Genomic DNA, 25,125 nt, shown 5'->3' on the forward strand with positions numbered 1-25,125 from the left:
GGTTAATATGGGAACGTATAGTACCAGTGAATTTAAAGCAGGGCTAAAAATCATGCAAGATAATGAGCCTTGTGCAATTATCGAGAATGAATTTGTTAAACCGGGTAAAGGTCAGGCATTTAGCCGTGTTAAAATTCGTAAATTACTGTCAGGAAAAGTAATCGAAAAAACATTTAAGTCAGGCGAATCGGTTGATTCTGCGGATGTGATGGAGATTGACCTTGCTTACCTCTATAACGATGGTGAATTCTTTCATTTCATGAATAATGATACATTTGAGCAAATTTCGGCGGATCAGAAAGCCGTTGGTGATAATGCGAAATGGTTAATCGAGCAAGACATGTGCACAATCATTACTTGGAATGATAATCCAATTGCGGTTACTCCACCTAACTTTGTTGAAATTGAAGTGACTGAAACAGATCCTGGTCTAAAAGGTGATACGGCTGGAACGGGCGGTAAGCCTGCGACATTAGCAACGGGGGCAGTGGTTCGTGTGCCGTTGTTTATTCAGATTGGTGAAGTCGTTAAGGTTGATACACGTAGTGGCGAATATGTTGGTCGTGTGAAGAAATAAGCATTATATACCCATGCCCTATGGGCTTTAGCTCGAAAATCAGTCCGGCGTTGTAACAGTTGAAAAGTGAATAACAATTACTTCATGTTGCGCCTTGCTCTGTTATCCGAGCTACTGCCTGACAAAGCATATTGAGGTAAAAAAATCCCCCTGTTTAGTTTGGCTAAACAGGGGGATTTTTTTATGACATCTGCAATAGTATGGTAAATACAAAGACACTCACCGCAAATGCAAAGCCATAGCTGATAACCTGTTGCCAATCACGTCCCCGTTTAATGCCCAGGTCATGTAACGCGTGAAAAATGCGATGTAAGGTATGCCATAACGGTAATGCGACTAAAATGAATACAATTACTGCCCCATACCAAGTCGTGGCAAAACCGTGTAATTTTTCGTAGCTTAGATTTTCTTGATTGATAATGCCTAGTGGCACCAATATACCTGTAATTAAGATCATAATCGGTGTTATAAATGCGGTCAACATGCCGCCAGCACCAAATAACCCCCAAAAAATGGGCTCATGGGAGCGTATATATTGCTTTTCTCTGTTATCTGTCATTTGTGCCTCCAATTATAGGGTGATCACCAATAAGAAAAATACCGTTGTGATAGCGAATATTGCATAGTGTGCAGCAACAATGGTTTGATCTTCAAGCTTCTTGCCTTTAATCCATAAATCTGCGGCCTTGGGCGCTAAAGAGAACCAAGTCACCGTATGGTAGAGCGCAAAAACAAGCATGATCAGATGCAGCAAAATAGCAAAGGGGTTGTGCAGGGCTTCTAACCACGCATTGAAGGCTGCTTCACCTTGGCTAAGACGTAACACGCCCCAAGCTAAAATAAGTGAATATATGGTGATTAACACACTGGTGCCCTCACGAATCATATATTTAGTGTAAAAGAGTTGCTTCATCCACCAATCATTGGGGAGCTCTCGTACATAGGGTTTACGTTTACTCATTATTTTCTCCTTAATCGGGTTTGAACATGCCAATTAAATAATCTTTACTGCTTTCAACTTTTAAGAGTTGGATTGCAGCAGCAGGATCAACATCTTTAGGGCAAACAACAGAACAATAACCGACAAAGGTACAGCCCCAAACCCCTTCTTCTTGATTAACTATTTTCATGCGCTGCGCTTCGCCATTATCACGACTATCACGATTGTATCTTGCCAGTAATGCTAAGGCTGCGGGACCTGTAAATTTATTGTCTAACGCATATTGTGGACAGGCTGCGTAACAGAGACCGCAATTAATGCACATTGAGAATTGTTTGTATTTGTCCATCTGCTCAGGTGTTTGTTGGTAAGCTCCTTCCGATAAGCATTTATCATTTTCAGGGATAATATAGGGCTTAACCGACTCTAATTTGGCAATAAAATCATCCATGACGACAACTAAGTCGCGTTCAATCGGAAAGTTAGCTAGAGGTTCTAAACTCACTGTATTGGGATAATAGTCGCGTAAAAAAGCCTTGCAGCCTAATTTAGGAGTGCCATTGACCATCATTCCACAACTGCCACAAATCGCCATTCGGCACGACCAGCGGAAACTAATGCTGCTATCGAGATGATCTTTGATGTATTGCAATGCCTCTAGTACTGATAAGTCTGCACTGTAGGGGATTTCAAAGCGTTGTTTAAAGGGCTCGTTATCCATTTCAGGACGATAGCGAAGCACTTCAATTTCAATAGTTTGTTCACTCATTAAGCTTTCTCCTGCGCTTTGTCACCTGCTGCACCGTAGGCTCTTTCTGCCGGTTGACTGGTGGTGATTGTGACCGATGAATAGTCTATTTTAGGGGCCTTGTCAGCTTGATAATAGGCTAGTGAATGTTTTAAGAAATTAACATCATCGCGTTTTTCAAAGCCATCAATGCGTTGATGAGAGCCACGCGACTCTTCGCGTAAAATCGCACTATGAGCCATCGCTTCAGCGGTATCAAGTAGATAACCGAGTTCAATTGCATACAAAAACTCAGTATTAAAGACACTGGATTTATCGTTGATTTGAATATTTTTATAACGCTGCTTCAGTTCTGCTAGTTTTTCTATGGTTGCTTGCATCGATTCTTTGGTGCGGTAAATACCAACGCCTTGCTCCATGCTATCCCCCATTTCTTTGCGAATGTCGGCCATTTTTTCGCTACCATTGCTGTGCAGCAGCGCTTCTGTCTTGGCTAGGATATCTTCAGCTTGTTTACGCAGAGGTGTTATTTTTTCATGTTTAGCTTCACGTGCATAGTTAGCTGCTTGCTCTCCAGCAAGTTGACCAAACACCGCTAATTCAGTTAACGAGTTTGAACCTAAGCGGTTTGCACCGTGTAAGCCGACGGAAGCACATTCACCAATCGCATATAAGCCTGCTAATTTGGTCGCGGTTTTGGCATCGGTTTCAATTCCACCCATGGTGTAATGTACAGTAGGCCTAACTGGAATTGGTTCATTGACAGGATCTACGCCAACATAGGCTTTTGCTAATTCACGAATAAAGGGGAGACGTTCATTAATTTTGGCTTCCCCTAAATGACGTAAATCGAGGTAGACAACATCACCGCGTGGGGTATTGACGACATTGCCTTTTTGTTGCTCTTGCCAAAAACATTGGCTGAGTTTATCGCGTGGGCCTAATTCCATGTATTTATTTTTAGTTTGCCCAACCGGAACTTCAGGTCCGAGACCATAATCTTGTAAATAGCGATAGCCGTCTTTATTGGTTAAAATACCCCCTTCGCCACGACATCCTTCTGTCATCAGAATACCGCTTCCGGGCAATCCGGTTGGATGATACTGCACAAACTCCATATCACGTAGTGCAACACCATGACGATACGCAAGTGCCATACCATCACCAGTTACAATGCCCCCATTGGTGTTAAAGGTATAAACTCGACCAGCCCCACCGGTTGCCATAATCACAGATTTCGCTTGGATAAGTTTGGCTTCACCTTCGGCAATATCAAGGATAAGTACACCTTGTATCTTGCCATCATCAACGAGTAGGTCTAAACAAAAATGTTCATCATAACGGGTGATTTTAGGGTGCTGTAGAGACGTCTGAAAGAGAGTATGGAGAATATGAAAACCACTTTTATCGGCAGCGAACCAGGTGCGTTCTATTTTCATCCCACCAAAAGCGCGAACGTTAATGGATCCATCCTCTTTGCGACTCCAAGGGCAACCCCAGTGCTCTAATTGGGTTAATTGTTTGGCTGCATTTTCGACAAAATATTGCACAACATCCTGTTCACAAAGCCAATCACCACCAGAAACGGTATCATGAAAGTGGTTTTCAAGAGAGTCATGATCTTGGGCAACGCCTGCAGCCCCTCCCTCCGCTGCAACCGTATGACTGCGCATTGGGTAAACCTTCGAAATTAAGGCTACTTCAAGATCTGGATGATTTTCTGCAATTTCAATTGCAGCCCGTAATCCTGAACCACCCGCACCTATAATAGCTACATCAGTTTTAATTATCTGCACACCTTACCTCCCATCAAATTTTTATGATAATTGAGTGTATCACCACACCTGCTATTTTCCGTGAGAAATGTAAGGTTTTCAATAAGTAGGTTTAAATAGGAGTTATTTTGCTGAAAAAATATAAATATCTGTTCATATTGAAAAATAAATTTAATATATAATTATTGCATAATATACCCATGCTGCTTCAAGTTGCAAAGTCAGGAAGTGATCGATGTAATTCACTTCCATAGTGGTTATAGCTTACAATTAATGACGCAAATAGGATTTTTTGCTGAAGGTGCTGAGGCATTAAATATAAAAAGGATTATATCAATGAACAAGGTAGTTACATTATTGTTACTCGGATTGTTTTCAACAATCTGTTACTCGAATCAGGATAGCTATTATTTTCCTACATTGGGTGCGCAATACAGTGCCTATGAAGCGACGGTAGTCGGTACGCTACCAGAGGTGCAGGCTGATCTTGCAAAAGAAAGCCCATTGGTAAACCAACGCATTACGATATTTCCCGAGAGAGAGGTTCCCGAACCGTTTTTTTTCGATGATCAGTTAAATTACTCTACGGCTTGGCAAAAAAATCCCGCTCCATTAGTTTTTCTGATTGCAGGTACTGGCGCCTCCCATAATGGTAGAAAAAATATCGATATGGCACGAGCCTTTTATCATGCAGGCTTTCATGTGGTATCACTCTCGTCTCCAACCTACATGAATTTTATTGTTGCGGCATCTAAAAACGGTGTCCCAGGCAACGCCTATGAAGATGCGAAAGATCTGTACCGTGTTATGGAAGCTATTTGGAGTCAAGCCAAGCAGGATATTAAAGTCTCTGATTTTTATCTGACTGGTTACAGTTTAGGTGGTTTTAATAGCGCTTTTGTTAGTAAACTTGATGAAGAACGTCGGATCTTTAATTTTCGCAAGGTCCTATTAATTAACCCACCAGTTTCATTGTATAACTCGATTTCACTGCTTGATCGAATGAGTCAAAACATTCCCGGAGGACCTGATAATTTCAATAAATTCTTCGAAGGTTTGTTGCAGGAAATTGGTCATGTTTATAAAAAAAATGATGGTGTTGAGATGGATAGTGAATTTCTATTTCAAGCATATAAAGCGGTTGACCCTACTAATGAAGAGCTTGCCGCGCTAATTGGCGTATCATTTAGAGTTTCCTCGGCTAACTTAATTTACACCTCTGATATTATGACTAAAAGTGGTTTTATAGTGCCTAAGAATGTCACTATGGGGATAAATAGCTCGCCGGGACATTACGCAATTGTTTCCTATCAACTTGGCTTTACGGATTATTTCCATGGTTATTTTTATCCTTATTATAAAGCTCAATATCCACAGTTAAATAGGGATGGTTTTACGGCGTTAATGAATTTACATGCACTGGAATCTTATTTTAAAAATAGTAGCAAAATAGAGGTAATGCACAACGTTGACGATATTATTCTCGAGCCAGGGGAAATAGATTTTTTCATACGGGTTTTTGGTGATAGAGCAAAAATTTACCCTAAAGGGGGGCATTGCGGCAATATGGCGCATAAAGATAATGTCGCGCACATGGTTAGTGTGTTTAAGCAGTAAAAGGATGATACAGATGAATGGAAACACAATAACTCGGTCATACATACATTTTATTTTAGCGCTACTGACGCTGTTATTTATTTCTGCTTGCAGCAGTGTGCCGCAAGTAGAAGGGGATAAACCTGAGCCAGCCTATTTTGACTCAGCCAGAACAGTGAGCGATGATCACGATTTCGTCTTAGCTGATGTATACGATCCATGGGAAGGATTCAACCGCACAATGTATCGCTTTAATTATCGGGCTGACCGTTATGTGCTGCTACCCGTTATTGAAGGGTATCAATATGTTACACCAGAGCTGATGCAAGATGGCATTCATAATTTCTTTGAAAATATCAGAGAAATCACCACTTTTATCAATAGTCTATTGCAATTGGAGCTAACCAAAAGTTACCAAACTGCAGGGCGATTTTTAACTAATTCAACGGTAGGTCTTCTTGGCACGATTGACGTGGCCAGCTATTGGGGAATACCGAAGCACAGGGAAGATTTTGGACAAACCATGGGATATTGGGGCTCAGGCTCTGGTCCTTATTTAGTATTGCCATTATTAGGCCCTTCATCTGTGCGTGATAGTATCGGGCTTGGTGTAGATTCTATTGTGATGAGTAATCTTCGCGACCAATTAAATATGAAATGGGAAGAGGAGCTGATTTGGGATGCACTTAACGCGGTTGATACGCGCTCTAATATTACCTTTCGTTATTATCAGACAGGATCTCCGTTTGAGTATGAGTTAGTACGCAAATTATGGACCGCTAAACGTCAGCTTGATGTTGAAAAATAAGGAATAAGCAGAATGATATTTATCTATAGAAACACCATAAAATTTATCATCTTTGCGGCGTTAACAGTGACTGTATTCGCGATGACGGCAAGTGCGGCACCTAATAATAAACTGATAAAAGTCGGTGTGACCGCATCGCTCTCTGGCGTGTATCAAGAGCAAGGAGAAAATTTGCTCAGAGGCATAAAAATGTGGGCGAATGATGTTAATGCTAGAGGTGCTTTACTTGGCAAAGATATCGAAATAATCCATTATGATGATCAATCCGATCCAGAACAAAGTGCTAAATTATACGAGCGCTTGATTAATGTCGATGGCGTTGATTTATTGATTGGTCCCTACTCATCCGATGTCACGCTCAGAGCAAGTGATGTTGCCGAGAAATATAAAATGCCGATGGTATCAGGGACGGCTGCAGCATCGCAAATTTGGAATAGAGGCTATCAAAATATATTTCAGGTGGATTTACCTGCTGAACAGTATTTAGTTGATGGTTTACGTGTGGCAAAAGCCCGTGGCTTAAAAACACTAGCGATCGTTTTTCAGGATAGTGTTTTTACCAGTGAGGTCGCAATGGGGGCGAAGAAAGCGGCAGAAAAAATGGACATTGAACTACTTGTTTTTGAACAATATTCAAGTCTGCGTAGTGATTTTTCAGAACTGATTAAAAAACTTGTCCAGAAAAAACCGCAACTTGTCTTAGGAGCAACTTACTTTGACGATGCCATTGCGATTGTTCGCGAGAGTAAAAAACAACATTTTAGTCCACTGGCATTTGGCTTTACTTCAGGTCCGTCTCTCGCTGCATTTGGTGAAGCGTTAGGAGATGATGCAGAAAATATTATTGGCTTTACACCATGGATACACGCGGTAAGGGTTCCGTTGGCATTTGATTTTGACTTTCGTTATCGACATATTTATGGCCACGCTGCGGATAGCAATGCCGCTGGTGGTTACGCCGCAGGGGAAGTCCTCGAGGCGGCTGTACGTTTAGCCGGAACACTTGATCAAGATAAAATGCGCAAACAGTTACAAAGTATGAGTTTTCTCTCTATTGTTGGTCGTTATCGCGTTGATTCAACGGGCAAGCAAATAGGTAAAGCAATGTATGCGTTACAGTGGCAGAATAATCAAAGACGTTTAGTGCTGCCCTATATTTTTGCGGAAGCGCAAATTAATTTTTTACTTCCATGGGAGGAACGTTAATTCGTTCTTTCTTATACAAGTAACTGAAACGCTATCTGTTTTTATTTCCGAAACATTCGTTATTGAGTAAACTAGGGCGAACAAAGGAGATAAAATGAATTGGTTACCGAGCGCAACTATAGAACAGCTGCAACAGCGTGCAAAAATAGTACAAGCCATCCGCTATTTTTTTGTGGAACGAGGCTTATTAGAAGTAGAAACTCCCGTATTAAGCCAAGCGGGGGTGACGGACATTCATCTATCTTGTTTTAAAACGCTATTTAATGGCCCAGCTATCTCTGATGGTCAAAGCCATTCCTTAGGCGTACCGCTGTACATGCAAACATCGCCAGAATTCCACATGAAAAGGCTGTTGTCAGCTGGCAGTGGCTCTATCTTTCAAATTAGTAAGGTATTTCGTAATGAGGAATCGGGGCGCTTCCATAATCCAGAGTTTACATTACTGGAATGGTATCGAGTCGGGTTTGACCACTTTTTATTAATGGATGAAATGGATCAGTTATTGCAATTATTGCTCAATTGTCGATCTGCACGCCGCTGTACCTATCAAGATGCTTTTCTTGAAGTATTAAATGTTGACCCATTAGCAGCTACGATTCCTCAACTAATTGAGGCTGGGCAATGTCTCGAATTAGGAGATGTATTAAATAATGAACGCGATCGCGATACTATTTTACAGTTGCTATTCTGTGTTGCGATAGAGCCCGTTATTGCACAAGAACAGCCTTGTTTTGTTTATAATTTTCCAGCTTCTCAAGCGGCGTTAGCAAGAATATCTGAGCATGATTGCCGTGTTGCTGAACGTTTTGAAGTCTATTACCAAGGTATCGAACTGGCTAATGGTTTTCATGAGCTTAGTGATGCCTGGAACAGCTCAAACGGTTCCAAGTTGATAACCGTTTACGTAGCGAAAAAGGGCTCGATACGATGCCGATAGACCATCACTTCATTGACTCTTTAGCGAATTTACCAAATTGTGCGGGCGTAGCGTTGGGGGTGGATCGATTAATTATGTTAGCAACGGACAGTAAACACATTAAAGATGTGGTCAGTTTTACCATTAGTGGAGCATAAAATGGGTAAATTATGGTTAACCGATAGACGTTATCATCTACTGGGCTATTTGCTGCGCATTGTTTACTGGCTAGTCGCTATTTATATCTCTTCTCTCTATTTGCAACATTATGCTGCCGATGAATGGTTTAAATTGGGTTTGATGTTACTCAGTTTATTTTTTGTCGTAGGATTTTTAGTTTTAGCACGTTTGTTGGATCATGTTTTTAAAATAGTAAAAAATTAATCTGTTATTTCAAGCTACACTATTGATAAGTCCTAGTAATTAATCGAGGTTTTTATGGCAATAAACAAAGTAAAATCTGAATTTGAAAAGTTATCTGCAATTTTAGATGAAGGTTTGATTGCGGATGAGTGTACTGCAGGTGAATTAAAACAGGTACATGATCAATTGCAAAAGGCTATAGCGGCTAGAGACCCTGCTCAGCATATTAGAGATAAAAAAATAGCGCAGCAGTTAGTGCTGTTTGAAGAGAGTAATCCTATTGTAGGTAAGGTCGTTAAAGATTTATTAAACGCATTATCGGGAATGGGGATTTAGTTTTTAATAAAAATAAAAAAACCGACATTAAGTCGGTTTTTTATTAAAAAGCTTTATTTTACTTACTTCAATAGAGGCTTAAAAACCTACTATTAATTAAAGTGCTTTAATTTTTGCAGCAAGACGGCTTTTCTTACGAGCAGCTGTGTTTTTGCTAATTAAGCCTTTAGTTGCATAGCTATCTAAAACTGATTGCAATTTTACAAATGCAGAAGTAGCTACTTCTTTATCTGCAGCTTCAATTGCAGTAACAACTTTCTTAATGAAAGTACGCATCATTGTACGACGACTTGCGTTGTGTTTACGGTTATTTTCAGCTTGTAAAGCACGTTTTTTAGCAGACTTGATATTAGCCAAGACCTTAACTCCTAAATTCTGTATAACAAGGGATAATCAAAGGTCGAGGAATATGCCTTGTAACACGTATATTGTCAAATGGTTTCTTTTTAACCGCTGAAAAAACTGGTAAGAAACCGATCAGATGGTTAAACTGCGCACATTTTATACCCAAAGCCCCCACAGATGCAAATTTGATAATGTTTTAAAAGGCAGTTAATTACTTTTTAACTTTCCATTAAAGTAATATGTCATTGTTATTTATTTTATTAATTTTGCAAAGGTAGCCGATTCGGGCGGTTTCTATTCAATTTTAGGGATGATAGTGTGAGCAAAAAATTATTGAGATCTGGTTTGATAGTCAGCTCTATGACGTTGATCTCGCGTGTATTAGGCTTAGTTCGAGATGTTGTTATTGCGCACTTAATGGGGGCAGGGGCCGCCGCTGACCTTTTCTTCTTCGCAAATAAAATTCCCAATTTTTTACGTCGTCTATTTGCCGAAGGCGCTTTTGCTCAAGCTTTCGTGCCAGTGCTGACTGAATATGAAAAAACTAAATCACCGGATCAAGTAAAAGCACTTATCGCTAGTGTCTCGGGAACATTAGGTACAATTATCACTGTTGTTACTATTCTGGGGGTGTTAGGTTCATCGGTTATTACGGCCTTATTCGGCTTTGGTTGGTTTCTTGAATGGTGGAATGGTGGTGAACAGGGCTATAAATTCGAACTGGCCTCTTTGCTACTTAAAATTACCTTCCCCTATTTGTGGTTTATTACATTTACAGCATTATCGGGCGCTATCTTAAATACCTTGGGTAAATTTGCCGTGGCAGCATTTACACCGGTGTTCCTCAATATTGCTATTATTAGCTGTGCATTATGGCTTGCACCAAATTTACAGCAACCTGAAATAGGATTAGCGATCGGCGTCTTTTTAGGTGGGGCTTTGCAGTTTTTATTTCAGATTCCATTTTTACATAAAGAGAAATTGTTAGTGCGACCTACCTGGAATTGGTCTGATCCCGGTGTGGTCAAAATTAGAACATTGATGATTCCCGCTTTATTCGGTGTTTCAGTTAGTCAAATTAATTTGCTATTAGATACTTTCATTGCCAGTTTTCTACAAACAGGATCTATTAGTTGGTTATATTATTCTGATCGTTTGTTAGAATTTCCATTAGGCCTATTTGGTATTGCAATTGCGACGGTGATCTTGCCAAGTTTATCCTCCTCCCATGTCACTAAAGATAATCACTATTTTGCTAAAACCTTAGACTGGGGGATGCGCATGGTATTCCTGTTAGGTTTTCCAGCAATGGTTGGATTGATTGTGCTGGCTGAGCCTATGTTACGTGTTTTATTCATGCGTGGTGAGTTTGATATACAAGATGTATCAATGGCTGGAATGAGCTTATGGGCCTATGCCAGCGGTTTACTAAGCTTTATGTTAGTGAAAATACTTGCCCCAGGCTATTATTCTCGACAGGATACTAAGACGCCCGTTAAATATGGGATGATTGCGATGCTTAGTAACATGCTACTTAATATCATTTTTGCGATCCCCTATGGCTATGTTGGACTGGCTATTGCGACGTCGATATCGGCCACGCTGAATGCATTTTTACTCTGGTTTGGTTTATATCGTAGTGGTGTTTATAAAATACAAAAAGAGAGCATATCCGTCTACTTGCGTATTATTTTCTCCGGAATATTGATGGCGGTGGCGTTGGCACTATTCACTCCGACATTGCAGGAATGGGCACAGTTTTCTTTATTTAAATCAGCGCTTACCTTGTTGCTATTAATCGCGGGTGCCGTGATCACCTATTTTATTATGTTGTTATTGAGTGGCATCCGGGTACATCATTTTAAGGTTTCCACGGATAATGATAAAAATGAGGGCTGATAAGTTGCGCTGCTTACTATATAATCCACTTTTTGCATTTTCATAACTTATCTAAAAGTAAAATAATGGAACTAATACGGGGTATTCATAATCTACAACCTCAGCATCAAGGCTGCGTGTTAAGTATTGGAAATTTCGACGGCATTCATCTTGGCCATAAAGTTGTGTTGGCAAGATTGTTAGTCGAAGCTGAACGTTTACAAGTTCCGGCAACGGTGATGACCTTTGAGCCGCAGCCCGCTGAATTATTTGCCGGAAATAATGCGCCTGCGCGTTTAAGCCGATTACGTGATAAGTTTGTGCAATTAGAAAAACAAGGCATCAATCGCCTGTTATGCGTCTCTTTTACGCATCAATTTGCTAATTTGAGTGCACAAGATTTTATTACTGAGTTATTAATCAAGAAGCTCGGAGTGCAATTTCTCGTGGTGGGTGATGACTTTCATTTTGGCTATCAGCGCCAAGGTGATTTTGAATTATTGAAAGCTGCGGGTAAAAAGTACGGTTTTGTCGTGGTCGATACGAAAAGTTTATTGCAACAGGATAAGCGTATCAGTAGCAGCCGTATTCGTGACTTTTTAGCGGTAGGTGATTTAGCGCAAGCGGAGCAGATGCTGGGAAGAAAATACAGCATTACAGGGCGTGTTGGCCATGGCCGTAAATTAGGGCGAACCATTGGTGTACCAACGGCTAATCTACTATTAAAACGCCGTGTCTCACCTGTTTCAGGGGTTTTCGTTGTGTCCATATTAGGCCTTGATGAAAAAGTGTATCAAGGGGTTGCTAATATTGGAAAGCGTCCAACCGTGCATGGTGTTCGTCAACAGTTAGAAGTACACCTCTTTGATTTTAATCGCGACTTATATGGTGTGCAATTAGAGGTGGTGTTACTAGCTAAGTTACGCGATGAGGTACGCTTTGACTCATTTGCACAATTAAAGATACAAATTGATAAAGATATAAAGCAAGCCAAACAGTGGCATCAACTGAATTCAGATAAATCGTAATTAAACATTATGTTAATGGAAAATAGAAATGAGTGACTATAAAGATACGTTAAACTTACCTAAAACAGGTTTTCCGATGCGTGCAAATTTAGCAAATCGTGAACCTAATATGTTGAAAAATTGGTATAGCAAAGATCTTTACCAACAGATTCGTAGCGCTAAAAAAGGTAAAAAGACATTTATTCTGCACGATGGCCCTCCCTATGCGAATGGTGATATTCACATAGGTCACTCCGTTAATAAAATTATTAAAGATATTATTATTAAGTCTAAAACATTATCTGATTTTGATGCGCCTTACATCCCAGGCTGGGATTGCCATGGGCTACCAATTGAATTAAAAGTAGAGCAGAAGCATGGCAAACCTGGGGCGAAATTGACTGCCGCTGAGTTTCGTATTAAATGCCGTGAATATGCTGCGCGTCAAGTTGACGGTCAACGTAACGACTTTAAACGTTTAGGTATCTTGGGTGAGTGGGATAAGCCCTATCTCACGATGGACTTTAAGACCGAAGCCAATATTGTCCGTGCCTTGGCAAAAATCATTAAAAATGGGCATCTTCATAAAGGTTCTAAACCTGTTCACTGGTGTACTGATTGTGGTAGTGCCTTAGCAGAAGCTGAAGTGGAATACGAAGATAAAAAATCACCTGCAATCGATGTCGCATTTACTGCCGTTGACGATGCAAAAATATTAAGCAGCTTCAACCTTGTTGGTGATGATGAAGGTCATGGTGCGATTGCTGTGGTTATTTGGACAACCACACCTTGGACACTGCCTGCTAACCGTGCGGTTGCTTTGGCGGCTGCCGTTGAGTACTCATTAGTGCAAGCCGATGATCGCCGCTTTATTTTAGCTACTCACCTCGTGCCTGATTGTATGGCGCGTTATGGCGTGAGTGAATTTAAAACCCTCGCTATCTGTTCCGGACTGGATTTAGAAAATCAACTTTTTAATCATCCTTTCTTAACAATAGAAGTGCCAGCGATTGTCGCCGATCACGTGACCACTGAAGCTGGTACGGGTATTGTTCATACTGCTCCAGGACACGGTCAAGACGATTACTCAGTCGGGCTGCGTTATAATCTAGAGGTTGCTAACCCCGTTGGTGATAATGGTGTATTTAGGGAAGATACAGAATTTTTTGCTGGCTTACATGTATTCAAAGCGAATGATCGTGTTGTTGAAGTGTTACAGGAACGAAATGCACTATTATGTCATAAGCCATTGCTACATAGTTACCCACATTGTTGGCGCCATAAAACCCCGATTATTTTCCGTGCAACGCCACAATGGTTTATCGCGATGGATCAGAAAGGACTGCGTGATAATGCATTAAAAGGTATTAAAGAAGTGCAATGGATCCCAAGCTGGGGACAAAATCGTATTGAGAAAATGATCGAAAACCGTCCTGATTGGTGTATCTCTCGTCAACGCACTTGGGGTGTTCCTATTACTTTGTTTGTTAATAAAGAAACGGATGAACTGCATGAAAATAGCGTTGAGATGATGGAGCTTATCGCGCGTAAGATTGAAAAAGAGGGCATTCAAGCTTGGTGGGATCTTGAGCCAGAGACGCTGCTTGGTTTTGAAGCCGAAGAGTTCCGTAAAGTGACGGATACCCTCGATGTTTGGTTTGATTCTGGTACAACGCACTCTGCTGTAGCGGCGGTACGTGAAGAGTACAGACAGGAAAATGGTGAGCAAGCACCGGTTGATATGTATCTTGAAGGTTCAGATCAACATCGTGGTTGGTTCCAATCATCGCTAATGACTGGCATGGCCATTAATAATGTCGCACCATATAAAGAAGTATTAACACACGGGTTCGTGGTTGATGGTCAAGGCAAAAAAATGTCTAAATCAGTGGGGAATGTTTTATCCCCACAAACGGTCATTAACAACCTAGGGGCAGATGTGCTGCGTTTATGGGTTGCCTCTACGGATTATACGGGTGAAATCACTGTCTCTGATGAAATCTTAAATCGTAGTGCCGATAGCTACCGTCGTATTCGTAATACCTCTCGCTTTTTACTGGCAAACCTTAATGGTTTTGAGCCAGCTACAGATATGGTTGCACCTGAAGAGATGGTGGCGTTAGACCGTTGGATCGTCGCGCAAACATTAACCTTGCAAAATGAAGTGGTTGAAGCTTATGAAAGCTATAATTTACATGTGGTTTATCAAAAATTAATGCATTTTTGTTCCATTGAATTAGGTAGCTTTTACTTAGATATCATTAAAGATCGTCAATACACAGCCAAAGCTGAAAGTAATGCACGTCGTAGCTGTCAAACTGCTTTATACCATATTGCCGAATCATTAGTGCGCTTAATGGCTCCGATTCTAAGCTTCACTGCCGATGAAATATGGGCTCGTATGCCAGGTCAACGTAGTGAATTTGTCTTTTCTGAAGTGTGGTATGAAGGTTTATTTGCCTTATCTGATCATGAAGCACTTAGCAATGAAGCGTGGGCTAGCTTAATTTCTGTGCGTGCGGAAGTGAACCGTGCTTTAGAGTTGGCACGTAAAGATAATGTTATTGGTGGTGGATTGGAAGCACAGGTAACACTGTATGCCGATGCAGCTTTAAGTGAGCTGTTAACAAGTTTAGAAGATGAGTTACGTTTTGTCTTAATTACTTCATCTGCCACTGTTAAAGCGTTGGCTGATGCTCCTGAAAATGCACTGGCAACTGAGCTTAAAGGGTTATCGGTTGTCGTTGAGAAAAGCTCCGCAGAAAAATGTTCACGTTGTTGGCACCATAGCGCTGATATCGGACAACATGAAGCGCATCCTGAGTTATGTGGGCGTTGTGTTACCAATATTGATGGTGCTGGCGAAATACGTAAATTCGCTTAGTTTTTTCAGTCCGTTTTATCGCAATGTTAACGCCTTAATTATTTAAGGCGTTTTTTTAGGATCATAAAATGCAAAATATAGAGACCAAAGAAAACTCTGGAATACGTTGGTTATGGTTAACGGCGATCGTTTTTATTATCGATCAAGTCACTAAATATTGGACAGTACAGGCATTAGAGTTACACGAATCTTATCAAGTGTTCTCTTTTTTTCATTTCACCTATGCGCGTAATTACGGTGCTGCATTTAGCTTCTTGAGTGATGCAGGGGGGTGGCAAAAGTACCTATTTACGGGCATCGCAGTGGTTGTTTCTGCCTATTTAATTTATGCATTGAAAAAAAATAGTGCCACACAACGTTGGTCAAATATTGCCTTCGCTCTCATTTTGTCTGGAGCGATTGGTAATGTAACGGATCGATTACTGTTTGGTTACGTGGTTGATTTTTTAGATTTCGATTTAGGTTTTTACCGTTGGCCAACCTTTAATGTGGCTGATATTTCTATTTTTATTGGGGCGGCAATGATGATTTTAGAATCTTTATTCACTGATAATAATAAAAAAGAGTCCTCAGAGAGCGACGAGTCGTAGGAATTGAATTATGGCTAAAATGATTAATGGGCAAAGTGAAGTATTGATGCATTTTTCTATCTGTCTAGCGGATGGATTTGCCGTTGATAGTAGCAAGGTAAATAATAAACCTGCTAAATTTGTGATGGGAGATGGCAGCCTGACGCCCGGTTTTGAAGCTTGTTTGCTCGGTTTAAAAGAGGGACAATCGGAAACATTTACCCTTGCCCCTGAATCGGCTTTTGGATTACCCGATCCTGATAATATCCATTATCTTGAGTTAACGAAATTTAGCGCGGATGTACCAGCAGAAATCGGCTCGATTATTACCTTTACACAACCCGATGGCAGCGATATTCCTGGTATTATTCGCGACGTGGTGGGGGATAGTGTCACGGTTGATTTTAACCATCCATTAGCTGGACAAACGTTAACCTTCTCCGTTGATGTTTTAGAAGTTTTAAATTAGAGGTCAATGATGAAAATTATTCTAGCTAATCCGCGTGGTTTTTGTGCTGGTGTGCATCGCGCTATTGCAATTGTGGAACGTGCTTTAGAGCTTTTTCCTGCGCCCATTTATGTTCGCCATGAAGTTGTTCATAATCAGTATGTGGTTGATGATTTAAAGGCGCGTGGTGCTATTTTTGTCGAAGAGCTAGATGAAGTGCCAGATCATAACATCGTTATTTTTAGTGCCCATGGTGTAGCACAGAGTGTACGTAATGAAGCGAAGCGTCGTACTTTAAAGGTGTTTGATGCAACTTGCCCGCTAGTAACGAAAGTGCATATGGAGGTGACGCGTGCTAGTCGTCGTAATCAAGAGTGCATATTAATTGGTCATCATGGTCACCCTGAAGTGATTGGTACGATGGGGCAATACGACAGCATTGAAGGGGGCATCTATCTCGTTGAATCTCCTGAAGACGTTGCTAATTTACAGGTCAAAAACCCGAATAGTCTCTGTTATAGCTCACAAACCACCTTATCCGTTGATGATACCGCGAATGTCATTACTGCCTTGCGTAACAAATTTCCGCAAATTGAAGGCCCTCGTAAAGACGATATTTGCTATGCCACGCAAAATCGCCAAGATGCCGTTAAAGATTTAGCCCAAAAGAGCGATTTAGTGCTAGTGGTGGGATCGCCTAATTCATCTAATTCGAATCGTTTACGTGAAAAGGCAAGTAGCGTTGGTGTGACTGCCTATTTGATTAATAATGAAGCCGATATTGACTGTGCTTGGTTTGACAAAGTCCAGACCGTGGGGGTTACTGCTGGCGCATCCGCGCCCGATATTTTAGTGCAGGCGGTTATAGACAAGCTACAGTCATTCGGTGGCTCTATGGTCATCGAAAATCCGGGTGTAGAAGAAAACACGGTTTTTGAAGTGCCAGCTGAATTACGCGTTAAGGCAATAGATTAATTGCGGAATAACCATCGTTTTTAGATAAAATGGTAAATGTCACGCATTTATCATTTTTTAATTTTTTTTGATACCCTTCAATAATGCTCAATAAATACTCTTTTGCTTACTGTAGATATGCACCTTTACAGCTATACTTTTAAGTTAGGTTAGCGGGTATGTAGCATATGTTACTAAGTTATATGGATTGATGTCAGCTAGGTAATTGTTATTTATAACCTTATTGTTTGATATGGCAATGACTTTGGTATTCCTCTCATTTTTTCGCCTATTGCTTCTATGTTTATCGCATACCTGATTGATTTCCTTTTATTGAATATATTGTCGGATGACTTGTATGAAAATGGATGGTTTTAGTTTAATCGAAATAATGATTAGTAGCTTTATTTTAGCTTTAGGGCTTTTAGGGCTAGCTGGTATGCAATCGACAGCCCTTAAATCAACCATTGAAATTCAGCAGCGTACCCTTGCCAACTCACTGATTGCAGACATCAGTGAACGAATGCAGTTAAACCGACAGTGGTTAAAAGAGCCCTCCAATAGTTACGCCATCGCCAGCTTAATGAATACCGACTTATCTGCCCCTAGTTGCGTCTCTTCAACAGGAGTCTTTACTAATTGTAGTGGGGAAGATATTAAGAAAAATGATCTCTTTGAATGGAAAAATAAATTTATCGGAGCCAATGTCAGCAGCAGTAATGGGCTAAATCATGGGTTAGTGGAAGCTGATGCCTGTATTGAAGTCGATAGTGATGGACGAAGTGTGATTGTGGTGAGTTGGTATTCAACGCTAAAAAGTAAAGATGCGGCGGCAGGAAAGGCGCTCACAGATTTGGCTGCTAAATGTGGCACTTCAGGGGCCTCTCGTCGGCAAATTGTAATGAAAACATTGGCAGGGAAGTCGCTATGAAAAGATCCCCTCATCATCCCCCGTTAAGTATGATGCAGCGCGGCTATTCCATCGTGGAATGGATGATAGTAATTTTTCTAACGCTTTTTCTGACCGCAGGTCTGTTGACTGTATTTGTCTCGAGTAAGCGGGCGACGGATGATTCATTAAATAGTAGTGAACGGCTAGAAAATGGCAGCTTTGCCTTGCAGTTATTAAGCGAAGATTTAAAGCAAGCCTATTTTTTTGCGCAAGCAACCGGTGAAAATAAAAATTTATGGGATTTAAACGGTGCAATTATTGCTAATAGTGCCGACTGTTTAGATGACGAAAATAGTGCGACTTTTCCTAACTCGGGGAATTACAGGCAGCTTTGGGCTGCGACTATTCCTACTAGTATTGCTAATTTAAAAATGGACTGTATTAACGACAATGATAGTAACACTACGCTAATTGCCAATAGTGGTTACATAGATATTAAACGGGTTAAGGGGTTGGCGCAGGTTAATAATTTTCGTGACGACCGCTATTATTTAGATATTAATCCATCAGGCATTAGCGTTTATCAAGGGGATGCCAGCGCGCTACTTGATGGTAGCGTATCGCCAGTGTGGGAATATATACGCCATGTTTACTATTTAGATGAGCAGGACGATATTCCTCGTTTGCGCCGATTGAGCTTAGAAAAAAATGGTATGAAGCGAGAAGATGTACTCGTTGAGGGGATTGAAAATATGCAATTTATGTTTGCCCTAGATAAATTAATTGCCAGTGAACGAGATGGTTCTATTCATGCTTTTGTTGGTACATCACAGGTTACTGCAAATGATTGGAATACTGGGCGAGTTATTGGTATCAAAATTCTTTTGTTGGCGAGGTCTTTAAAAAATACCCCAGGATATGAAAATACCGACACTTATCAATTAGGAGATTTCTCTTTTACAGCGCCAGGTGATGGCTATAAAAGAGAATTAGTTTCCCATGTATTAACATTCCAAAATAGCGTGGTATTAGTCGATGATTAGTTTAAAAAAACAACGAGGAATGAGCCTATTTATTGCCATGCTACTGTTACCCCTATTGTTGGTATTGGGGATGTTGGTGATGAATAGCTCTTTCTTGGGGTTAAAAATTATTGATACTCGGGTTATGCAGGGAGAATCTAATCTAATTTTAAATAGTGCTGCACAACATATATTAGATCAAAAAGATAACGCTCAGCACTTTGCTGCGGCAGTCTCCTCTAGCACGTTTACTTCAAGTTTATTCACTGATGTTGATGGTAGTGTCACTTTAAATGGTGAGTTAACTTGCCGACGCAGAATGCAAGCAAGTGGTAGTAACTTTAAGTGCAAATATATACAACTAGATTTAAAACACGCCTATGGTCGAGAAACGGCGGGCGGTGCTAAATGGGCGCTTAACTCAATGGGGGTTGGTGTTGAGCAACCCATTATTGTTGAGTAGTGATTCGCTCTGATAATCGATGGATGATTATCCTAAAAGTGATGGAGAAAGGTTATGTTTGTAAAACGTTATGCAATTTTATTGCTTATTTTATTAAGCACTTTAGCAAAGGCTGCTGATACTGAACTTTATGTGGCCGATGTGAGTGCTCAAAATGGTATTCGTCCACAGGTACTGATTGTTTTTGATACATCGGGGAGTATGACGAGTTCTGAGCAGATTGTGCTAGATGCTTTTGATCCAAGCCATGATTATGGGGCGGGTAGCAAAGAAAATAGAATTTATTGGACAAAAGAAGGGGGAGATGTGCCAAGTACGGGGAGTAGTCAATATTTCCTCGTTAGCCAAAATAACTGTCAGGCTTCTTTAGCTAAATTAAGCTCAACGGGCGTTTACAATGGTAACGTGCGCCGTTGGGAAGTAAATGATAAGAAGAGTTCTCGCTCTCGTTGGAAAACATTATCGGGTAATAGTGGTGTTTATTTTGAGTGTAAAGAAGATATCTTAAATGCAGATCCAAGTAACCCCGCCTCTGCTGGCTTACAAGGTTTTCCTATTGATGGTCGTCCCGGACCTTACATTAGCAGCGTCAATAACGTCTTTGCAGGTAACGATGCCGTCACCCTGTACAGTGCTAATTATGTCCATTGGTACAGTAGCAGTGGCACGACCTATAAAAGCCGTTTGTTAATTGCTAAAGAGGCGATTGAAAGCTTAATAAAAAGCACCCCTTCGGTGGATTTTGGCTTACAAGTTTTTAATTATAATAGTGGTGATGCGAGTAGTGCAAAAAACGGTGGTCGCATAGTTAATAAAGTGGCCACTCGAGATGTAGCTGAATCGCAAATCTTGATAAATCAAATCAAAGGGTTGAATGCAAACGGTTGGACGCCGTTGTGTGAAAGTATGTATGAAGCCTATCGTTATTATGCAGGACTCTCTGTTTATTACGGTGATGATGATAGCGACTCAAATCCATATCGTGATAGTACCGCTGAAGAAGATGGGAAATATATTACTCCATTTAAAAATTGCCAAGAGCGCGCCTATGTTATTTTAATGACCGACGGTGAACCAACCAATGATGGTGCGGCTAATTCATTAATTTCCACATTGACGGAAAAATCGGCTATTGAAGGGAGTTATATGCCCACATTAGCGGAATGGATGAATCACTTTGATATTGATGGTGATGTCGATAATGGTGAGCAACATATCACCACCTATACCATTGGTTTTGGGCAAAGCGCTGTGGATGATGCTGGACGATTATTAACGGAAACGGCACAACGAGGTGGCGGTGAGTATTATCCTGCCGCAGACTCTTTAGCGCTGCAAAAAGCTTTTCAGGCAACGATTCTAGATATTTTAAATAGTTCATCCAGTTTGTCCTCTCCTGCTATTGCCAATAATAATTTTGATAGAACGCGCAGCTTAGACTCCGTTTATTACTCCATGTTTATGCCGAGTAATAAATCGGTATGGCAAGGTAACATTAAAAAACTAACGATGAATAGTGCGGGTATCTTGGTGGATCGGTTAGGTAAGCCTGCTATTAATTCCGATGGCAATATTAAAGATAGTGCATCGACCTATTGGGGGGGCGATCAAGATGGTAATGCCGTTGCAGAAGGAGGGGTTGCCGCGATGTTAGGTGATGCCACTAACCGTAAAATATTAACTAATCTTAATACTGATATTAATGCTAAATCAGTCACTTTACAGGAACCAACGCTTAGTAACTTAAAAACTTATTATAGTGTCGCAAGTGATGACCTTCTGGCTGATGAGCTTGGGGTCGCTGCTTTGGAGTTAACGGATTCATTAAGTTGGTTAAAAGGATTGGATGTAGATGATCAAAATCTAAACGGGGAAACCAGTGATTATCGTAGTGATATTTTTGCCGATCCGCTTCATTCAAAGCCCCTTGCCATTACCTATGTTGAAGGGGGTAAACAAGTCGTTCGTTTATTGGTGGGCACTAATGCCGGTTTTTTACACATGTTTACCGATAATGGCGATACAGTCTTAGAGAATTGGGCGTTTATTCCCTCGCAATTATTGCCCTATGGTTTATCGCTAAGAGATGCGCCTGATTCTAGCGAACATCAATATGGTCTAGATCTGTCGCCGATCGCAATCAAGGTTATTGAATCTGATTCAGTGCAAAAAATAATTGCTATCGTCGGCATGCGTCGCGGTGGAAGCAGTTATTTCGCCTTAGATATCACCGATCCGAATGCGCCGAAATTGGCTTGGACTATTGATGCTAGCATGAGTGATTTTACTGAACTAGGGGAAACCTGGTCGATGCCAACGGTAGGCATGTTTTCATATATGAAAGGCGCAAATTTAACCGTTAGCCCTGGGGTGGTGATGGGGGCTGGTTATGATATTAATAAAGATAGCTGTATTCCTTCTAGCAGCGAGTCTTGTCATGATAGTGTTGGGCGTGGAGTCTATGTGGTTAATGCCATAACAGGTGATAAGATATGGTCCGTCAGTGGTGCCATTTGTGCCAGTAATATTAGTGATGCTCATTGTATTCGCGATAGCATTCCTAGCCAAGTCGGTCTTTTAGATAGTGATGATGATGGCTTTATTGACCGTATTTATACGGGGGATACTGGCGGGAATTTGTGGCGAATGGATTTAATCGGTAGTGATACGACTAAGTGGTCAACGATCAAGTTAGCGAGTTTAGGTGGTAATACGCAGGCGACACAGAGGCGTTTTTTTACCGCACCTGTTATTGTTCGTACCTTTGAAAATCATGTGACTAAAAATGAGGAACAGTTCACCTATAATAAAGTCCCCTATGATGGCATTTTATTAGGTTCAGGAGACCGTACCCATCCCGCTTCAAATGTCGCTGTTGAGGATGCTTTTTATAAAATTCATGATTACAACATTAATCCTACACTCTTCGCACAATTAGGTTTCCCTGATAAGCCCACCCCGATTAACGTTAATAATCTCTATGATATTACAGCAGATCCTATTAGCTCCTATACGGGTGAGCAAGTATTAAATGTCTTTGCAGAAATGAGTGCCTTTTCAGGTTGGCAATACCGTTTTACCTCACTAGGTGAAAAATCATTAGGGCAAGGTGCCGTGCTTGAAGGGAGTGTTTACTTTACCTCCTTTGTCCCGAACTCCACGGTGAATATTGGCTGTGGTGTTGGTGATTTGGGTACAGGGTGGCTCTATGCGGTTGATTTACATTCAGGGCAAAAACGTCTGCAGGATGAGAAAGGTGAGTTAGTCGCTAAAAAAGATATTGGTTCGCGCGTACCTGACTCATTAGTTATCCATGCAGGAGAAGACGAAGAGGGCAATAGTGTGATCCGTTTACTGGGGGTTGGACAGGGAGATCAAATTACGGTAATTGATGAGGAAACCGCGAAGGAAGAGGTTGTGCATACCGGGACGGTTGACACACAAACGGATATGATGCCAAGGCGTATTTATAGCTTTTTTGAAGAGAAATAGAGTGTCTAATGCGTAGTATCGCAAATGTTTTTAAGGATTAGATGAATGAAAAAGAGCGGATTTACATTAATTGAATTATTGATTAGCATCGCCATTATTGCGATTCTAGCAGGTGTCGCCTATCCAAGTTATATGCAGCATGTGTTGAAATCGAAACGGAGTGAGGCACAATCAGCACTCGTTGATATCGCTAATCGTCAAGAGATGTATTATCTTGACCATCATCAATATGCGACCAACCTCGCTACTGATCTTGGTTTGTCAGCTAATCCTTTTATTACTGATAATGGTTACTATCGTATCGTCACAAGTTCAGCGAAAGCGACGGTTGATTTTACATTAACTGCAACTGCGATTGGTACCCAGGCCGCTGATAGTGAATGTGCAACGCTTACTATTACGCAAAGCTTAGCTAAGAGTGCATCCACAGGTGGCGATGCCTGTTGGAAATAAAGGGGATAGGGATGAATATTAAATCAACTATATTATTGTTAACACTGTTTATTAGCCCGATTGTTGCTGCAAAAGATGGCACACAAAGCGAATTGCGTGTCCGTTATAAGTGTTATCTTAATTTAAGCAATGACAGCGTGGTTGTGCACCATTTTGTCAGTGATAAAAATAAACGGCAAGAATTTGAAAAAAGTTTATCTTCACGTGTTGTATTTGCCGCAGATGGCATAACATCTTGGCAAATTAAGGATATCTATGAATGTGTACCTGCAAAGCAAGTCTTTGCAAATAAAAAGGCTAGAGAACTTGAAGCCAAAACACCTTTTTAACTATCCGCATTGGCTATTTTATTAAATAACCTTAGGTCGGGATAATTAGCTATGCAGTATCTATTTGCTTATCGCGAGTTAAGCTTAAATAAGTAATGTGACTCTTTTATTCACAATCACTTACTTCTACGATTTTTGCGCGCCCACTGTAAGCGACCTTTATACCGATGGCTTTATCACCACTACAATAGCGAAATAGCGCAAACTCCCGTTTAGGTGGCCATCGGGTGCAAATGTGATACCTTGGTTTTGTGAAAAAAGTAATTTATCTGCGCTATTAAATTTGTGCCCAGATTTGAGTAATTGATCACCGCTGTCGTAAATTTTGTTTTTATTATGATCAATAAATATATCAAGGCCATTTATCCAATTATTGGTGCAATTATTATTGACTAACGGGCAGATCGTCACGAAGTTAATTAGGCTTATCGACTGACTTCTTGCAAAAGATAGTTGGTTTTGTATATTGCTGGCGGTGCTACTTAAACGATTATTTTGTATTAAAGTGTTAAATCCAGGGATCCCAATAGTGATCAGTAGCATGCTAATGATTAATACAATGATTAATTCTAAAAGTGTAAAACCTCGTTTAGCCTGCATTTTTATCTCCCACTGGTAACATGGGTATAAGTGTAATATTATTTTATAAATTCTACCTGTATATTTTTCTCAATTGTATTACAGTAGACAGTTATTATTCTTCGTTTAAAATCATATAAAGGATCAAGATGAAAAAAATAGAAGCGATTATTAAACCATTTAAAATGGATGATGTTCGAGAAGCGCTTGCTGATATCGATATCACAGGGATGACGGTTTCCGAAGTGAAAGGTTTTGGGCGTCAAAAAGGGCATACCGAGTTATACCGTGGTGCTGAATATATGGTCGATTTTTTACCTAAAGTAAAAATTGAGTTGGTTGTTAAGAAAGAAGATGTTGATCGTTGTATTGAAGCGATCATGGCAACGGCGCAAACAGGTAAAATCGGTGACGGTAAAATATTTGTCACACCGGTGGAACGAGTTATTCGTATTCGTACTGGTGAAGAGGATGGCGAGGCCGTTTAGTAGACGAATAGCAGAATTAAAAAAAGGAGAGTTGCGTGTTACAGCGAGCTCTCCTTT

Annotated in this window: 25 protein-coding genes and 1 pseudogene; 20 read left to right on the plus strand and 6 right to left on the minus strand. The window is 40.6% G+C overall.

The window, feature by feature from the left end:
* Positions 1 to 7 precede the first annotated feature (7 nt).
* Complete coding sequence (gene efp / locus AB2N10_RS15920) at positions 8 to 577, plus strand: elongation factor P (protein WP_354623337.1); 570 nt, start codon at positions 8 to 10, stop codon at positions 575 to 577.
* 181 nt (positions 578 to 758) lie between these two features.
* Here efp and frdD read toward each other — a convergent pair whose 3' ends face one another.
* The 4 genes from frdD to frdA are packed head-to-tail and all read right to left on the minus strand — an operon-like array spanning position 759 to position 4,061.
* Positions 759 to 1,136, minus strand: a complete 378-nt coding sequence (frdD, locus tag AB2N10_RS15925) for a fumarate reductase subunit FrdD (RefSeq protein ID WP_354623338.1) — start codon at positions 1,134 to 1,136, stop codon at positions 759 to 761.
* Between the two features lie 12 nt (positions 1,137 to 1,148).
* The gene (locus AB2N10_RS15930; RefSeq protein WP_354623339.1) at positions 1,149 to 1,538 is read right to left on the minus strand and encodes a fumarate reductase subunit C; all 390 of its coding nucleotides are present in this window, start codon (positions 1,536 to 1,538) and stop codon (positions 1,149 to 1,151) included.
* Positions 1,539 to 1,548: 10 nt separating this feature from the next.
* A complete protein-coding gene (locus tag AB2N10_RS15935; protein ID WP_354623340.1) occupies positions 1,549 to 2,286 on the minus strand; it encodes a succinate dehydrogenase/fumarate reductase iron-sulfur subunit in 738 nt (245 codons plus the stop codon).
* Positions 2,286 to 4,061: a fumarate reductase (quinol) flavoprotein subunit gene (gene frdA / locus AB2N10_RS15940; protein ID WP_354623341.1), complete on the minus strand. Its 1,776-nt coding sequence runs from the start codon at positions 4,059 to 4,061 to the stop codon at positions 2,286 to 2,288. Before frdA ends, AB2N10_RS15935 begins: the two co-directional genes overlap by 1 nt.
* A gap of 315 nt (positions 4,062 to 4,376) precedes the next feature.
* Between frdA and AB2N10_RS15945 the strand changes: the two genes are divergently transcribed.
* From AB2N10_RS15945 to AB2N10_RS15970, 6 genes and pseudogenes are all read left to right on the plus strand, one after another.
* Positions 4,377 to 5,657, plus strand: coding sequence for a hypothetical protein (locus tag AB2N10_RS15945; protein ID WP_354623342.1), 1,281 nt, complete (start codon positions 4,377 to 4,379; stop codon positions 5,655 to 5,657).
* A 13-nt stretch (positions 5,658 to 5,670) separates the two neighbouring features.
* Entirely contained in the window at positions 5,671 to 6,444 is a 774-nt protein-coding gene (locus AB2N10_RS15950; RefSeq protein WP_354623343.1) for a VacJ family lipoprotein, read from the plus strand.
* Between the two features lie 12 nt (positions 6,445 to 6,456).
* Complete coding sequence (locus AB2N10_RS15955; RefSeq protein WP_354623344.1) at positions 6,457 to 7,650, plus strand: amino acid ABC transporter substrate-binding protein; 1,194 nt, start codon at positions 6,457 to 6,459, stop codon at positions 7,648 to 7,650.
* 94 nt (positions 7,651 to 7,744) lie between these two features.
* Positions 7,745 to 8,724 (plus strand): annotated as a pseudogene (epmA, locus tag AB2N10_RS15960) (elongation factor P--(R)-beta-lysine ligase).
* Position 8,725: 1 nt separating this feature from the next.
* Positions 8,726 to 8,950 (plus strand): hypothetical protein, encoded by a 225-nt coding sequence (locus tag AB2N10_RS15965; RefSeq protein ID WP_354623345.1) that lies wholly within the window; start codon positions 8,726 to 8,728, stop codon positions 8,948 to 8,950.
* Positions 8,951 to 9,004: 54 nt separating this feature from the next.
* On the plus strand, positions 9,005 to 9,265 hold the full coding sequence (locus AB2N10_RS15970; RefSeq protein ID WP_354623346.1) for a DUF4404 family protein: 261 nt from the start codon (positions 9,005 to 9,007) through the stop codon (positions 9,263 to 9,265).
* Between the two features lie 96 nt (positions 9,266 to 9,361).
* Here the strand turns inward: AB2N10_RS15970 and rpsT are convergent, their stop codons facing one another.
* Complete coding sequence (gene rpsT, locus AB2N10_RS15975) at positions 9,362 to 9,622, minus strand: 30S ribosomal protein S20 (protein ID WP_354623347.1); 261 nt, start codon at positions 9,620 to 9,622, stop codon at positions 9,362 to 9,364.
* A 306-nt stretch (positions 9,623 to 9,928) separates the two neighbouring features.
* Between rpsT and murJ the strand changes: the two genes are divergently transcribed.
* The 12 genes from murJ (at position 9,929) to AB2N10_RS16035 (ending at position 24,001) form a co-directional block, all read left to right on the plus strand.
* Positions 9,929 to 11,509 carry a murein biosynthesis integral membrane protein MurJ gene (gene murJ, locus AB2N10_RS15980; protein ID WP_354623348.1) on the plus strand — a complete coding sequence of 527 codons (1,581 nt, stop codon included), beginning with the start codon at positions 9,929 to 9,931 and terminating at the stop codon, positions 11,507 to 11,509.
* A 65-nt stretch (positions 11,510 to 11,574) separates the two neighbouring features.
* Positions 11,575 to 12,516: a bifunctional riboflavin kinase/FAD synthetase gene (gene ribF, locus AB2N10_RS15985; protein ID WP_354623349.1), complete on the plus strand. Its 942-nt coding sequence runs from the start codon at positions 11,575 to 11,577 to the stop codon at positions 12,514 to 12,516.
* A 28-nt stretch (positions 12,517 to 12,544) separates the two neighbouring features.
* Positions 12,545 to 15,379, plus strand: coding sequence for an isoleucine--tRNA ligase (ileS, locus tag AB2N10_RS15990; protein ID WP_369434094.1), 2,835 nt, complete (start codon positions 12,545 to 12,547; stop codon positions 15,377 to 15,379).
* A gap of 68 nt (positions 15,380 to 15,447) precedes the next feature.
* Positions 15,448 to 15,969 (plus strand): signal peptidase II, encoded by a 522-nt coding sequence (lspA, locus tag AB2N10_RS15995; RefSeq protein ID WP_354623351.1) that lies wholly within the window; start codon positions 15,448 to 15,450, stop codon positions 15,967 to 15,969.
* A gap of 10 nt (positions 15,970 to 15,979) precedes the next feature.
* Positions 15,980 to 16,417 (plus strand): FKBP-type peptidyl-prolyl cis-trans isomerase, encoded by a 438-nt coding sequence (gene fkpB / locus AB2N10_RS16000; RefSeq protein WP_369434095.1) that lies wholly within the window; start codon positions 15,980 to 15,982, stop codon positions 16,415 to 16,417.
* A 9-nt stretch (positions 16,418 to 16,426) separates the two neighbouring features.
* Complete coding sequence (gene ispH, locus AB2N10_RS16005) at positions 16,427 to 17,371, plus strand: 4-hydroxy-3-methylbut-2-enyl diphosphate reductase (protein ID WP_354623480.1); 945 nt, start codon at positions 16,427 to 16,429, stop codon at positions 17,369 to 17,371.
* A gap of 337 nt (positions 17,372 to 17,708) precedes the next feature.
* Positions 17,709 to 18,281 (plus strand): type IV pilus modification protein PilV, encoded by a 573-nt coding sequence (gene pilV / locus AB2N10_RS16010; RefSeq protein ID WP_354623353.1) that lies wholly within the window; start codon positions 17,709 to 17,711, stop codon positions 18,279 to 18,281.
* The gene (locus AB2N10_RS16015) at positions 18,278 to 19,285 is read left to right on the plus strand and encodes a PilW family protein (protein ID WP_354623355.1); all 1,008 of its coding nucleotides are present in this window, start codon (positions 18,278 to 18,280) and stop codon (positions 19,283 to 19,285) included. Before pilV ends, AB2N10_RS16015 begins: the two co-directional genes overlap by 4 nt.
* Complete coding sequence (locus tag AB2N10_RS16020) at positions 19,278 to 19,727, plus strand: hypothetical protein (protein ID WP_369434096.1); 450 nt, start codon at positions 19,278 to 19,280, stop codon at positions 19,725 to 19,727. Before AB2N10_RS16015 ends, AB2N10_RS16020 begins: the two co-directional genes overlap by 8 nt.
* Positions 19,728 to 19,781: 54 nt before the next feature.
* Positions 19,782 to 23,219: a pilus assembly protein gene (locus AB2N10_RS16025; RefSeq protein ID WP_369434097.1), complete on the plus strand. Its 3,438-nt coding sequence runs from the start codon at positions 19,782 to 19,784 to the stop codon at positions 23,217 to 23,219.
* A 45-nt stretch (positions 23,220 to 23,264) separates the two neighbouring features.
* Complete coding sequence (locus tag AB2N10_RS16030) at positions 23,265 to 23,672, plus strand: type IV pilin protein (protein ID WP_354623359.1); 408 nt, start codon at positions 23,265 to 23,267, stop codon at positions 23,670 to 23,672.
* An 11-nt stretch (positions 23,673 to 23,683) separates the two neighbouring features.
* Positions 23,684 to 24,001, plus strand: a complete 318-nt coding sequence (locus AB2N10_RS16035) for a TapY2 family type IVa secretion system protein (RefSeq protein WP_354623361.1) — start codon at positions 23,684 to 23,686, stop codon at positions 23,999 to 24,001.
* A 159-nt stretch (positions 24,002 to 24,160) separates the two neighbouring features.
* Here the strand turns inward: AB2N10_RS16035 and AB2N10_RS16040 are convergent, their stop codons facing one another.
* Complete coding sequence (locus tag AB2N10_RS16040; protein ID WP_369434098.1) at positions 24,161 to 24,601, minus strand: GspH/FimT family pseudopilin; 441 nt, start codon at positions 24,599 to 24,601, stop codon at positions 24,161 to 24,163.
* A 128-nt stretch (positions 24,602 to 24,729) separates the two neighbouring features.
* Here AB2N10_RS16040 and AB2N10_RS16045 point away from each other — a divergent pair, with 128 nt between their 5' ends.
* Positions 24,730 to 25,068, plus strand: a complete 339-nt coding sequence (locus AB2N10_RS16045; protein ID WP_354623363.1) for a P-II family nitrogen regulator — start codon at positions 24,730 to 24,732, stop codon at positions 25,066 to 25,068.
* Positions 25,069 to 25,125 lie beyond the last annotated feature (57 nt).

Source organism: Psychromonas sp. MME1 (genome assembly GCF_041080865.1).
Taxonomy (GTDB): Bacteria; Pseudomonadota; Gammaproteobacteria; order Enterobacterales; family Psychromonadaceae; genus Psychromonas.

Coding starts and splice junctions, on each gene's coding strand:
- pilV (WP_354623353.1), top strand. CDS start 17,709: ATGAAAATGGATGGTTTTAGTTTAATCGAAATAATGATTAGTAGCTTT.
- lspA (WP_354623351.1), top strand. CDS start 15,448: ATGCAAAATATAGAGACCAAAGAAAACTCTGGAATACGTTGGTTATGG.
- AB2N10_RS16020 (WP_369434096.1), top strand. CDS start 19,278: ATGATTAGTTTAAAAAAACAACGAGGAATGAGCCTATTTATTGCCATG.
- efp (WP_354623337.1), top strand. CDS start 8: ATGGGAACGTATAGTACCAGTGAATTTAAAGCAGGGCTAAAAATCATG.
- fkpB (WP_369434095.1), top strand. CDS start 15,980: ATGGCTAAAATGATTAATGGGCAAAGTGAAGTATTGATGCATTTTTCT.
- AB2N10_RS16035 (WP_354623361.1), top strand. CDS start 23,684: ATGAATATTAAATCAACTATATTATTGTTAACACTGTTTATTAGCCCG.
- AB2N10_RS15945 (WP_354623342.1), top strand. CDS start 4,377: ATGAACAAGGTAGTTACATTATTGTTACTCGGATTGTTTTCAACAATC.
- AB2N10_RS15970 (WP_354623346.1), top strand. CDS start 9,005: ATGGCAATAAACAAAGTAAAATCTGAATTTGAAAAGTTATCTGCAATT.
- ileS (WP_369434094.1), top strand. CDS start 12,545: ATGAGTGACTATAAAGATACGTTAAACTTACCTAAAACAGGTTTTCCG.
- ispH (WP_354623480.1), top strand. CDS start 16,427: ATGAAAATTATTCTAGCTAATCCGCGTGGTTTTTGTGCTGGTGTGCAT.
- AB2N10_RS16030 (WP_354623359.1), top strand. CDS start 23,265: ATGAAAAAGAGCGGATTTACATTAATTGAATTATTGATTAGCATCGCC.
- frdD (WP_354623338.1), bottom strand. CDS start 1,136: ATGACAGATAACAGAGAAAAGCAATATATACGCTCCCATGAGCCCATT.
- AB2N10_RS15935 (WP_354623340.1), bottom strand. CDS start 2,286: ATGAGTGAACAAACTATTGAAATTGAAGTGCTTCGCTATCGTCCTGAA.
- AB2N10_RS15950 (WP_354623343.1), top strand. CDS start 5,671: ATGAATGGAAACACAATAACTCGGTCATACATACATTTTATTTTAGCG.
- ribF (WP_354623349.1), top strand. CDS start 11,575: ATGGAACTAATACGGGGTATTCATAATCTACAACCTCAGCATCAAGGC.
- AB2N10_RS16015 (WP_354623355.1), top strand. CDS start 18,278: ATGAAAAGATCCCCTCATCATCCCCCGTTAAGTATGATGCAGCGCGGC.
- AB2N10_RS15930 (WP_354623339.1), bottom strand. CDS start 1,538: ATGAGTAAACGTAAACCCTATGTACGAGAGCTCCCCAATGATTGGTGG.
- AB2N10_RS15955 (WP_354623344.1), top strand. CDS start 6,457: ATGATATTTATCTATAGAAACACCATAAAATTTATCATCTTTGCGGCG.
- AB2N10_RS16025 (WP_369434097.1), top strand. CDS start 19,782: ATGTTTGTAAAACGTTATGCAATTTTATTGCTTATTTTATTAAGCACT.
- AB2N10_RS16045 (WP_354623363.1), top strand. CDS start 24,730: ATGAAAAAAATAGAAGCGATTATTAAACCATTTAAAATGGATGATGTT.
- AB2N10_RS16040 (WP_369434098.1), bottom strand. CDS start 24,601: ATGCAGGCTAAACGAGGTTTTACACTTTTAGAATTAATCATTGTATTA.
- AB2N10_RS15965 (WP_354623345.1), top strand. CDS start 8,726: ATGGGTAAATTATGGTTAACCGATAGACGTTATCATCTACTGGGCTAT.